The sequence below is a fragment of the Microcoleus sp. B3-D7 genome (genome assembly GCF_036705305.1).
GTDB lineage: Bacteria > Cyanobacteriota > Cyanobacteriia > Cyanobacteriales > Microcoleaceae > Microcoleus.
The window spans coordinates 1-12,692 of the sequence record NZ_JAUBUE010000014.1 but is presented as its reverse complement, the minus strand read 5'-3'; the positions used below and the strand labels follow the sequence as shown (position 1 = coordinate 12,692).

Sequence of the window (12,692 nt, the reverse complement as noted above, 5' to 3'; positions counted from 1 at the left end):
CGGTAGAAAAAAGTTTTATATCAGTCCACTTTAGTGGACTTAAGCTTTGAGGCAGGGAATGAATTCCCTGCCGGAATTAACGTCACAATTTCTGCCGGAATTAACGTCACAGCCCGTTACTATTTCCTGTCTTCCCTCCTTTGCAAATCCCGCAATTGTTTATCAATCTTTTCCGCCATTGGCAAATCTCCCAAAGTTGTATATCCATCTTTTGCCATTCGCAAATATTTCATAGCTTCCAGATTATTTCTCATCGCTGAATGAACTTGCCCCAATCCGTATCGAGCCGCTGTCAACTCCTCAATATCGTCAGGTTTCGCCGTATTAATCACCTTGGAATAGTAGACTTCAGCCTGGGGAACCAGTTGTAGCTTTTCTAGATACAAATCGCCCAATGCTCGATTAATTGGCGGTGTTTCCACTCCTGATTTTTGTGTATTTTCTAAAATTTCTATTGCTTCGGCAATCAAGTTTGTGTTAAGATAAACGCTAGAAATTGCTAATTTTTTGGCGTTTTCGTTAGGTACTTGTTTGTCGATCGCCCCAACCGCATCCTTAACAGCCTCAACTTGCTTCTCATCCAGCAAGCTAAACTCTGTATCTCTTTCTCCCACAGCACTTTCTGAAGAAACGCCCGTATTCGCCTCGACAATTAATCTGTACTTAACACCCGGTTTCAGCGCCGGTTCTCCCGGATACACCGCCTCAGTACCGCTAACAGTCATTTCCCAGTTTAATTTTGCTCCCTTTTCCCGGAGACTCAACTTATAGCTAGTAGCACCAGCAACCGGATTCCACCGCAAAATTGGCTTGCTGTCGAGTAATTTCGTGCGCCGCGGACTGATTATATAAGGAATTGGCGCGCTATTCCAAGCAATTTTATCGTCGCCGCGATCGGGACATTTAATCAAGTCGGCGCTGCAATCAGATTTCGACTCTTCTTTGGCTAACAAACAGCTATTCAATTGATTTTCACCCGGTGCGATCGACTTAATTCCCAAATCTGCACATTGGATCGTCAGTTGGGCGTTTTGTGCTGTTCGCAACTTGTCTCCCGGATAAATCGGCGTACCGCTGGTAGGGCGAACAATTCGGCCGTTTTGGCGCTCGATCGCAACTTCCCCGCTACTATGGATAATCAGTCCGTTGGATATTCTGTTACTGGCTGCTAGTGCGCTAGTTGCGATCGAGCTTAAAGCTATAAAAGTTGCAATCCTGATTTTCACTTGATATTTCCTTTTGCTTGTAAACGTTGCTGGGCAATCTGGATACATTCATCTTGTTTCGGCACGCGGTAATCTGAATATTTAAGCGCCTGATTCCAGGCTTCTAAGGCTGCTTGCGGCTTACCTTTGATTTCGAGAACCTGTGCTAAAAGGCATTGAGCTTCAGGGCTATCGCCTCTGAATCCTATTGCTATTCTTAAATCTGCTTCAGCAGCGTCATATTGCTTTTGTTTAAACCGCGCCCAGCCGCGATTTTTAAAACAAGCGGCTTTTACTCCGTCATATTCAGTGTGTTCTAAACAGCGAGCGATAAATTTTAAAGCTTCTTGAGGTTGATTGTTGAGAATCAGCGAGCGAGATATTTGAGCATTCGCCTCAGAAGAACCACGTCGCGCTGCCTCCTTCATTGCTTTTTCTGCGTACTCTTTTTCATTCAAGCTCTCGTATAGCGTAGCCAAATTATAGTAAGAGCCAGCATAATTTAGATTTAGTAAACTTGCTAATTGATAGCATTTTTCAGCAATTAATAGTTGACCCTGACTGTGGCTGGTTTTTCCAATTTCATTGACAACGCGGCCAAGTATCGGGCCCATTAACATATAACTGATAGCGGTAATACCTAAACTTTTTGCCGCCCGCTGCATCCAATCAATTGGAAGAATTAAGGGTTGCTTGTTTGGTCGATCGCCCGCCGCATCATCTGCGGCTGAAATTAAAGATTTAGTTGCGCCACCTCCCGGTAACGTTAGTTCCTCAAAATTTGGATGCTGACATAGTACCGGAATCCCGCTAGCGCCCGGAAATCGAGATTCCCAGCGCAGCAAATCATCCTTAGCTTTTCGCACTGCCAAAAACAAAGGCTCTCCATCGGCTAAATATTTGAACAAAGACTTCACAAAATCGTGAGCAATTTGGTCGGGAATTGGTGCGCGCATCACAATTATTGACGGCAAAGGGTAGTTCTGGGCCACCAAGTCCGCCGCCAATCCCAAACTCGAACAGGAATTAAAGATTAGCAACTGCAAACCTTTGAAACTCGCTTGCTTTACACCTATTTTTAAATCTTCTACTTTGATAGTATTGTTGCCAGGATTTTGATTGATATGCAGCCGTCCGTTTGTAGCATTATCATCGCTATCGCTGTGTCCGGCAAAAAATAAAATTTGCCAGCCTTTTTCATCAAAAAGGCGCTCGTTAAATTCTTCCTGTGTCGGGTTATCCAGCAATTCTAATTGACAGCGTTCGCCCAAACATTTTTCAATAATCCTTTTATCTTTTTTAACATCTATTCCCTTACTATTACCTAAAACACATAGAATTCTACCTCGCGAAGATAGATATGTTCCTGCTTTAGTTTCCTGTTGAGGAGGTATTGTATACTCTGACGGACTGCGGATGATTTCACTGTGGCGGTACTCTTCGCGAAAAATCCACGCATCCCAAGGCAACTCCGAAATCTGAGAATCATCGCACTCTAGAAATATTTGAACAACAGCTTGCGATGGATTGCCGATTTGTGTCCTGAGATTTACCTCAATGTTGCTGTAAAAATGGTCAGTCTTCAGCCATGTTTGTATCTCTTTTTTTAAACCTTGATATATAGCATCAGGATTGCTTTCAGAAATGTGAGTTTTGCTTGCATGATTGACTTTAATTCGAGCAGCGCTTCTGCTAGATTGGAGTCCGGTACAAACAGCTTTCCATCTTCTGTGCAGCACCTCAACGTCTGGTGCTGGTGGCAAGCTTCCTTTGAATTGAATACTGATAGGTCTTGCTTGGTTTTTCAACTGCGCTGTGATGTGAGGAAATCCTTCTTGAAGATTTCCAGACCCTAAAGCCAATATGACAGTCCAGGTCATAAATTTGCTATGGTAACAGTAATTGCAAAATCATACCATAAAATTTTCTGTTATGCTCAAATCATCCAGCGCAAGTCGAATACTAAAACTTTCTTCGGGTTCCACGTAAAATTCCAGTGAAATACACTGATCTTGAACAGTCGATTCAACCTCATCTAAAATTTCTCCAGCATGAGATATTAACGACAATTTAAGGTGACGAGGCAAATAAAGATCGCCGATCGCCGGATGCAACTGGACGTGAACTCTGAGAGTGCGATCGCTCTCTTCGGCAATAGCCACCAACAAAGCAACAGTTGTCGTACCCAAACGCATTCCCAAGTCAATCAATTTAGCCCGCGTCACATCAGCTTCGGGAAACCTATTGATGCTGCTTTGACGGCCTTGCAAGGCAGATTCGGCTCTCGAATTTCCACCTCCTCGGAATGCAAAATTGGGGGTTTCTTCAGGAAAAATTAGGTTTTCTAAATTTTCCTTACCTTGCTCAATTTTCTGCCAACCTGTTTCTGCAGCATTCTTAAACCAATTGCCTAAATTAGATTTCACTGGGTTTTCAATTTCAGTAGGAGAAGCCTCCGGCTGCGGATTAAAGATTGATTCAACTGACTCCCAATCTGATGTAAATACATTCTCCAGCCACTGATGCAGATTGACTTGAGATTCAGATATATGTTCGAGGTGGAGCAAGAAGTCATCCAGGGAATGCAACTTACTCAATACTAACTCGCCCGTACCTGCTGTTGGGGAAAATCCCAGCAATCTTGCTTCCTTTTCATCCTCCTCAATTTTTACTACCAGATAACCGATGCGTTCCTCCCTTGCTTCGGGGGGAATGTGACAATTATTGGATAGGTTTTGCGGCGAATTGATGTGATTAGTTTCTCCATGTGTCGGCAAAGTTATCAGCGGACGGCATTCGATTTTTCCGAGATTTTTGATATATAAATCAGCCACATTTTCCAACAAGCGAACAACTGGATTCCAGCTATCGCAGTTAGTTAAATCAGTTTCAATATCTAAAAGGGTCAAGTAATCGCGGACAGCCAACACAGCCAAAGTGTTGAAATAAACTTGTTCTTTTTTGTGGGGGTGGCGCTGTTCGGCAGCAAATTGCCGTGCTGAACGAATTGCCTTTTGGGTAATTGGCATTGGCAAGGATTGGTTTCCGATGCTGTTACTCTGTGCCATTGTTAACTCCTTTGATGATTAAGATTCGTAATTTTCGCGAAATTTTTGCAAGTGAGGGCGACATTGATCTCGGTGAAAGCTATGCAGGGTAGAATACGAGCTGGAAAGTTCTGCTGCTAATACGGTGAAACTTTTGCCCGCTGATAAACCTTTTAATATAACTTGACAAGTTATATCGGGTCGCCCTCTAACGTGTTTGCTCAACACCCGATCGGGATCGGTTTCAATCCAGGCTTGAAGTTCTGTAAAAAGCTGAGATGTTTCGAGAATGTGAGTTCGATCGCGATCGGGCAAATTTTCGATTCGATCGATCGGCGTTCCGTCTTCTGAAATTTGTTCTCGATCGTCTCTCCTGTTATTTTCTCTCTCTACCCTCGAAGCCCAATTTTGCAGCCGTCGCTTGAAATAATACTTGAACCAAGTAATGACATTGCCGCGAGTGCGATCGTACTGAGTTCCAGTGCGGGATTCGCACAAATTGCTAGAGAAAAACTCCCACTGTTCTTGCAAAGCATCTTCATAGTAAGGTAGATTTTCCTTCCTGATCAGGCCGGAGTTTTTCATCTTAGTCACAAGCTGGTTCAACAAACGGCTGCGCTTCCAACCAGGAGGATGCTGGCAAATTTCGGTGACAAGGCGATCGAGCTCTTGATATAGAAGTTGTCTGTGGGATAAATTCGATTCTCCCTCACCCTCAACAGCATCGGTTTGGTTCTCGGATAAATTCGATTCTCCCTCACCCTCAACAGCATCGGTTTGGTTCTCGGATGGGCGGTCTTCCCCCTCGGAGGGGATGTACTCGTCATTCATAGTTCAGTGCGGCCGCAACTTTGTTCCTACATTTATTTATCAGGGTGAGTTGGAGGAATTTATGCGAAATTCTGAAAGTTTTTTGAGCCGATGGTTGAAAGTCTTGCTGTGCGGTGGATTTGAGCGATCCCAGAGGATGTTAAGCTTTGTAAAGAGTGGCAAACATTGGTAAATACGTATAATTATACGTATATCAATTGAAAAGCGTTCCGATGTTGATTGAGGTGAAAAAGCTATGCTGAGTGAATCTTCGCGCCTGGTGTACGGCGATGAATTAATTACCGCCACCGAATTGAACCGGCAACCAGGTAGAGTGCTGGATTTGGCGATGGATCACCCTATCACCATCACTCGCAACGACCAGCATTTTGCTTTGCTGCGCCGCGACGAGATGGCGCTGTTGGTAAAAGCCGCCGCCTTTTCCCTGAGAGTCTTTGAGGTGACGGCCGCTGCTTATAGGTTGCGTTTGGGAGAAGAGATTGGTTCAGAACATCCCTATGGGTGGCTGAAAGTATTTGACAAGGAGGAACTTAGCGAACTGATCGCAGAACTAGAGAAAGAGTACCGTCTTGTGGAATCGGAACCTGCGGCTTGGGATCGGATTGAGGCAACGATTTATGAATGGCATGAAAGCGCGATCGCAATTTCTAGCCCCGAACTCGCAGCAGCTTTCAGTGACGAAATTGAAGAAGTGTTACTGACAAAACCGACAGCAGAAAACACTACCGAATCGGCTTCTGTATGACCGACTCTGCACCCATTCCAGACGATTCAGAAAGCCCGGTCTCTCCTGAAGAACAGCCGACACCATCACCCGCAACTCTTGAAGCCGAAACCGAAATTCCCGCACCAGCGCCTCTACTGTCGGAGTTGGTAGTACCTCCTGAAGAACCGCTGACGCCACCGCGAACTGCGCCATCTGCTAAAGAAAACGAAGTCAAACTTATCGCGCAAGTACCTGTATCGCCCTGGTTAGTAGTAGCGAAAAACCGACGGGTAAACCGAGACTGGGAAGCCTTAATGTTACGCGCTCCTGAGAATACTCGTCGATGCTATCAGGATTTATGTAATGCGCCAATGGTGAGAAAACCAAAGAGAGTTTTTCCCTTAAAAGGTAAACTCTACAAAGGTGCGTGGGAGTATGAAGTAACAAGCTCAGACCGAGTATTTTATGTACCGGATGAAGACCAACACAAAGTGCTTGTTTACTACGCTGGGAGTCATCCTAAATCAGCTCCATTTCCTCCGTAAAGCAAGTGGTAGGGTGCGTCAGTTGCGAGATTCTCGATCGCCACAAAAAGTATAATCCTGAACGCATCAAAATCAAAGAAACCGGGTTTTTGGGGTTTTTGCCATTTGTAACGAGTATTCTCCGAAAAAACCCGGTTTCTGACCACCCGTGGGTAAGCCCTAAACTGGAACCGATCGCCCTTAAATCCCGAAAACACCCGTTGTTCCGTACTTTCACTCAGTGTTTGCAAAACTTTATCAAAAAACTTGAGAGTTTTGCATAAAACTACCGAGCTCACCCTGATAAGTAAATGGAAGCGAAAGTCCGGCTGTAGGGTCGATCGATCTTTGGCGCTAACAACCAGATCGATCGCGCAATCCGGTTATCTCGCAATCCCCAACTCCGGCAAGGGTTGAAACAAGAGCCTCATAGCGAAAGTCGTCTGAAGACGACTGAAGAATTTATCAGTCCTCTTTGAGAGGACTTGTGCTATGAGGCGGGGAATTCATTCCCTGCCGGATCGTGGGGAAGCGCGTTATTCGATCGCCCTTAAATCCCGAAAACACCCGTTGTTCCGTACTTTCACCAGTGTTTGCAAAACTTTATCAAAAAACTTGAGAGTTTTGCATAAAACTACTGAGTTTACCCTGATAGATAAATAGGAAGAACAAACAGGCTTTAGGGGCGATCGCCCTTAAATCCCGAAAACACCCGTTGTTCGGTAGTTTCACAGTGTTTACAAAACTTTACAAAAAAATCCGTAGAGTTTTGCATAAAACCACTGAGTTCACCCTGATAAGTAAACAGAAGGGAAATTGCGAAGTTCGCTCGCACTTGTTGAGATTTATTCAAAAGTCGCATCGCCCGTAACTTCCCGATCGAAATCCGAACCAACATCCCAACGGATATTGGAAAGGGCTTCTTCCGATGTTGGGTTAATCTATTTCCACGGTTGCATTTATTGAGTTGATTTGAACCGGTAATTGCGACGACAGAGTTGAAGTGCGAGTGCATTTCGCGAGGCTTCAGTTTGGGTAAATGACAGATATACGACGGCTAGAGAGTGCGAAAGTGCAGAAGTGCGATCGGGCTTGTCGATAGAGTCACTTTGTCAATTTTCAGAACACATTGTATTTACCACGCGAGGACAAAAATCATGGCTACTTCTAATAACTCATTCAATTCTGTGATCGAAGCTTCTCTGCAACAGGCTTACAGCACTTTAAATAATTTTGCCAATGGTGATGATTTTGTTACCAAAGTTCAAAGTATTTTCGGTACAAATTTTGATGCTGGCAACTTAGAAGAGATCCGCCAGCAGTGGGTTAACAGCGACTTTGGATCTCTGCCTGCGATCGAAATTCGCACTGGTTCTGAACTCCAAGGGGCTAATGCTGCTTATGCGCGTTCAAATAATACCATTTATGTTTCCCAAGACTTTTTGAATCAAAATAATGATGATCCTCAAGCAGTTACCAGTGTTTTATTGGAAGAAATTGGTCATTCTGTGGATTGGCACATTAATACTTCGGATACTCCTGGGGATGAAGGGGCATTATTTTCTGCAACAGTTTTGGGCCAGCATTTAGACGCTTCTACTTTGGATGCAATTAGCCAAGAGGATGACTCGAATATTTTGACTTTAGACAATTCTAGTATTGTTGTAGAACAGTCAATAACAACAGGTACTTATTCCGATGGTATCGACTTTGGTCGTTATACTTTTCAGGCTGAGACAGCAGACTATATAGAAAAGTTTTCCGGCATAAAGATTGAGAATGAGTATAACTATGACTCTGAGGATAATTTGATTCTAAAAACAGGATACCCAGGCTTTGAGAAAACTTTTTTTGATGAAGGGGGCTTGAAAGCTGGAATCAAGCTAGAAGGTGGCTCGTTTGACGCAGGGTTTAAAGCATATGCAGGTCTAAATTTAGGTGAAATAGATTTCGATCTTCCATTGCAAGCTCTTTTGAATGCAAGTGATGCTGAGAAAAAACTTCAGTTTGATTTCACGACTATATTTGATGCAAAGCTTGACTATAATATTCCTTCTGCCTATGCAGTTTTAGATGCTGTTTTTGACTACAATATTGGTTCGCTGAGTGCATCTGCAAGTATTGCGGGAGCAGGTATAGAACAAACCATTTTTGGTGGATTAAGTGGAGATTTTACACACAGAATGGTTAACATCAATACGTTAAACGATCCAGCAATACAAGTGAACCTATTGCCAGGACAAGTTAATTTTCTAGCCCCTTCAATGAGTATTAATACAATTTCCCTATTGGGTGGCTTAGCAACTTTTAAAGCAAGTCCTCTCCCCAATTTTAACTTTAGTCGGGAAAATTCATCTACAGAAGATCAATTTTCTATCAAGGTTAGTAATCAAAGACCTCTCGATCCTGAAGATATTACTCCTGGTGAACCTAACCCCGATCCATCTCTTCCAGATGAGTTGGCTCGCCTGACCCTAAATTTTGATAAACTTCTAGCAAAAATACCACAATTATCATTTCTCGCTCAGAGCATAGAAACTGGACCTTTTAGTGTTGGATACAGGCTACTACCGATCGAGCTTACTGGTATAGTAAGTGCAATTTATGAACTTGAGGTAGGGATTAGAAATACTGAACCCAAAATAATTGCTGGTGAAATTTTAGATCTTGCCACCCCATATTCTGAGCTTGATGAATTACTCGCAAAGGATCTAGATAATGATTCCAAAATAGATGTAAAATTTGAACTGAATCCAGATGTTTTCTTCAAGCCAAGCTTTGCATTAGATTTAGAAACACAGTTTAATGTAGATATTGGGAGGCTTAGCGCAAAAGTAGACTTTGGTAATACAGTCTTCAGCAATCCCTTAGTGAAAAATATCAGTGCAAGTGTTAACCTTATTGACCTACCTGAAATCGTTATTGATGAGTTGAGCAGTCGCATTGATATTTTCAAATCTGATGTCAGCATACCCTTCAACGATTTGTATGCGAAGTTTAACGGGGGTGTGGCTCCAGAATTTAACAAAATTTCTGTCCAGATACCCTTTAATGCCATTTATCCAAATGTAGGAACGGCTGGAGATGACGTTTTAAGCTTACCTGAATCTGCTGGTGTTGAAAATCTCTATGGTGAAGCAGGCAATGATGTCCTTTACGGCAATTCATACGCCAATAGAATCATGGGTGCTGAAGACAATGATTCTATTTACGGAGGGACTGGTAATGACAGTCTTTATGGCGAACAAGGAGATGACATCTTACAAGGTGAAGCAGGCAATAATTTGTTAAATGGAGGAATTGGCATAGATACAATCAGTTACGCAAATTCAGTTAGTGGCGTTATTGTCAACATTGATGAAAACAACAACTATGGACACCAACAAACAGCAGGAATATTTGACCTTGAACCTAATTTTGCGATGGGTTCAGGTCAAGCATTAGATGGGTTTGGTTCAGAAGATAGTATCGTTGGAGTTGAAAACATTGTTGGTTCTTCTTTTGACGATATTTTAATCGGCAATGCTTTAGATAATGCCATTGAAGCCGGTGCTGGCAACGATCTTGTTGTTAGCAGTGCTGGTAACGATCGACTAGAAGGAAATGGAGGAATTGACACTGTAAGTTTCCGCCGCGATCCTAATGGTGTTTACGTCAGTCTGAAAGATGGTATTGCTACAGATGGATTTGGCGGACAAGATAATATTTCAGGTCTAGAAAATGTTGTCGGTTCTGGCTTTAGCGATCGCATCGAAGGTGATGATGGAGTTAATATAATTACCAGTGGCGGTGGCAATGATTTTGTTGATGGGTTAGCTGGAAATGACACCATTTATGCTGGCACAGGTAACGATGAGGTACATGGTGGTGAAGATTCAGACTTACTTTACGGCGAAACAGGCAACGACAAACTCTTCGGTGAAACTGGCAATGACCAACTCTTCGGCGAAGCAGGCAGCGACACCCTAGAAGGAAACGAAGGCGAAGATATCCTCGATGGCGGCATCGATAGCGACCTCCTCTACGGCAACGCCGGCAACGACATTCTCTACGGCCGCGAAGGCGACGACATCATCGACGGCGGCAGCGAAAACGACCAACTTTACGGCAACGAAGGCAACGACAAACTCTACGGCCAAACTGGCAACGACTTCATCCAAGGCAACGCAGGCGAAGACTACGCCGAAGGTGGCAGCGGCCGCGACTTTATCCAAGGCAACGAAGGCGAAGACATCCTCTACGGACAAGATGGCAGCGACACCATAGAAGGCAACGCCGACGATGACTTCATCGATGGCGGCAACGGCCAAGACTTGCTTTTCGGCAATACCGGAGATGACAGAATTTACGGACAAGCCGGCAACGATGTCATCCAAGGCAACGAAAATAATGACTGGCTAGAAGGCGGCGACGGCCAAGACATCATTGATGGCGGGGCCGACGACGATGATATTTACGGACAAGCTGGCGAAGACAACCTTTTCGGCAGTCAAGGTCAAGACTACATTGATGGCGGCGACGGCAAAGATACCCTGTTTGGCGGCTTCGATGACGACGTACTTTTAGGCCAAGCGGGCGATGACACTCTCAACGGCAACGCTGGCAATGACGAATTATTTGGCGGTACTGGCAATGACTCGTTAATCGGAGAAATCGGCGATGATTTAATTGACGGCGGCGAAGGAATCGACCTCGTTAATTACATTAATTCTCCCAGTGGCGTTATCGTTAATATTGACGAAAATAGCGACTACGACAACAACACTAACCAACGCTTCAAAGAATTCGTCACCGCAGTTAATCCCAGCGAATATTACACCGAACTAGAACGGGATTTTGAAATTGCTGCTGGTACTGGTAAAGACGGTTTTGGCACTACCGATGCTTTGAGAAACTTAGAAGACATCATCGGTACTCGCTTTGAAGACATCCTAATTGCCAACGAAAAAGATAACCGAATTTGGGCATTAGAAGGCAACGATTTATTAATTGGCAATGCCGGCAATGACTCATTTTACGGCGGAGAAGGCATCGACATTCTCAGCTACCGCCGCGACCCGAACGGCGTTACTGTCAATTTACAAACAGGCGATGCTACCGACGGCTGGGGAAATCAAGACAAAATTGCCGACATTGAAAACGTCGCGGGTTCTCGGCATGACGATAATATTACCGGCGACGATACGGTTAACGTTATCACCGGCGATGCTGGGGACGAGCGCATTGACGGACTCGACGGCAACGACCAACTCTACGGCGAATTCGGCAACGACCTAATCTACGGTGGCGAAGGCGGCGACAGCATCTACGGAAATCAAGACCGAGACACGCTTTACGGTGAAGCCGGTCAAGACTACATCCGAGGTGGGGATGCCGACGACTTAATTTATGCCGGTAGCGATGACGACACCGTTGCCGGAGACGCTGGTTACGGCAACGACACAATTTTTGGCGAAACAGGCAAAGACTTACTCTACGGCGGCGCTGGCGACGACTTTGTGTATGGTGGCGAAGACAAAGACACCATCTACGGCGAAGGCGAAAACGACAAACTCTACGGACAAGGAGACACCGACTTAATCTACGGCGGCACCGGCGACGACGAACTCTCCGGCGGCTACGAAAAAGACACCCTCATCGGCGAAGCCGGAAACGACACTCTCGCAGGCGATGCAGGCGACGACACCCTAGACGCCGGAACAGGCAACGACTATCTCTACGGCGGCACCGGCAAAGACACCCTGAATGCAGGCCTCGGCAACGACCAACTCTATGGCGGTGAAGATGCCGACATCCTCCTAGGCGACGATGGCGACGACAACCTGTTTGGCGACGCGGGCGACGACACCCTCGATGCAGCAGAAGGCAACGACAACCTCTACGGCGGCGACGGCAAAGACATCCTCGATGCCGGAATTGGCAACGACCAACTTTGGGGAGGTCAAGACGATGACACTTTATACGCCAAAGCAGGTGATGACAACTTGTTTGGCGAAGCGGGCGACGACATCCTCGATGCAGCCGAAGGCAACGATTCCCTCTACGGTGGAGACGGCAAAGACATTCTCGATGCTGGAATTGACAACGACTATCTCTGGGGTGGTCAAGGCGATGACACTTTATCAGCCCAAGCTGGCAACGACTACCTCTACGGCGAAAACGGCGATGACATCCTTGATGCTGGCGAAGGTAACGATTCCCTTTATGGCGGCGACGGCAAAGACATTCTCGATGCTGGAATTGACAACGACTATCTCTGGGGTGGTCAAGATGACGACACTTTATCAGCCCAAGCTGGTGATGACTACCTGTTTGGGGAAAACGGCGATGACATCCTTGATGCTGGCGAAGGTAACGATTCCCTCTACGGTGGAGACGG

Annotated in this window: 6 protein-coding genes and 1 pseudogene; 3 read left to right on the top strand and 4 right to left on the bottom strand. The window is 45.1% G+C overall.

Annotation, left to right across the window (positions count from 1 at the left end):
- Positions 1 to 119: 119 nt before the first annotated feature.
- The 4 genes from QUB25_RS12410 to QUB25_RS12395 are packed head-to-tail and all read right to left on the bottom strand — an operon-like array spanning position 120 to position 5,083.
- Positions 120 to 1,226, bottom strand: a complete 1,107-nt coding sequence (locus QUB25_RS12410; RefSeq protein ID WP_333183550.1) for a hypothetical protein — start codon at positions 1,224 to 1,226, stop codon at positions 120 to 122.
- Positions 1,223 to 3,085, bottom strand: coding sequence for a CHAT domain-containing protein (locus QUB25_RS12405; protein WP_333183549.1), 1,863 nt, complete (start codon positions 3,083 to 3,085; stop codon positions 1,223 to 1,225). Before QUB25_RS12405 ends, QUB25_RS12410 begins: the two co-directional genes overlap by 4 nt.
- A 30-nt stretch (positions 3,086 to 3,115) precedes the next feature.
- A complete protein-coding gene (locus QUB25_RS12400; protein ID WP_333183548.1) occupies positions 3,116 to 4,273 on the bottom strand; it encodes a DUF1822 family protein in 1,158 nt (385 codons plus the stop codon).
- Positions 4,274 to 4,291: 18 nt separating this feature from the next.
- Positions 4,292 to 5,083: a hypothetical protein gene (locus tag QUB25_RS12395; RefSeq protein ID WP_333183547.1), complete on the bottom strand. Its 792-nt coding sequence runs from the start codon at positions 5,081 to 5,083 to the stop codon at positions 4,292 to 4,294.
- A gap of 235 nt (positions 5,084 to 5,318) precedes the next feature.
- Here QUB25_RS12395 and QUB25_RS12390 point away from each other — a divergent pair, with 235 nt between their 5' ends.
- The 3 genes and pseudogenes from QUB25_RS12390 to QUB25_RS12380 form a co-directional block, all read left to right on the top strand.
- Positions 5,319 to 5,828 (top strand): hypothetical protein, encoded by a 510-nt coding sequence (locus QUB25_RS12390; RefSeq protein WP_333183546.1) that lies wholly within the window; start codon positions 5,319 to 5,321, stop codon positions 5,826 to 5,828.
- Positions 5,825 to 6,334 carry a hypothetical protein gene (locus QUB25_RS12385; RefSeq protein ID WP_333183545.1) on the top strand — a complete coding sequence of 170 codons (510 nt, stop codon included), beginning with the start codon at positions 5,825 to 5,827 and terminating at the stop codon, positions 6,332 to 6,334. Before QUB25_RS12390 ends, QUB25_RS12385 begins: the two co-directional genes overlap by 4 nt.
- A 1,136-nt stretch (positions 6,335 to 7,470) precedes the next feature.
- Positions 7,471 to 12,692: pseudogene (locus tag QUB25_RS12380) on the top strand (hypothetical protein); the annotation flags it as partial.

Coding starts and splice junctions, on each gene's coding strand:
- QUB25_RS12405 (WP_333183549.1), bottom strand. CDS start 3,085: ATGACCTGGACTGTCATATTGGCTTTAGGGTCTGGAAATCTTCAAGAA.
- QUB25_RS12400 (WP_333183548.1), bottom strand. CDS start 4,273: ATGGCACAGAGTAACAGCATCGGAAACCAATCCTTGCCAATGCCAATT.
- QUB25_RS12395 (WP_333183547.1), bottom strand. CDS start 5,083: ATGAATGACGAGTACATCCCCTCCGAGGGGGAAGACCGCCCATCCGAG.
- QUB25_RS12390 (WP_333183546.1), top strand. CDS start 5,319: ATGCTGAGTGAATCTTCGCGCCTGGTGTACGGCGATGAATTAATTACC.
- QUB25_RS12385 (WP_333183545.1), top strand. CDS start 5,825: ATGACCGACTCTGCACCCATTCCAGACGATTCAGAAAGCCCGGTCTCT.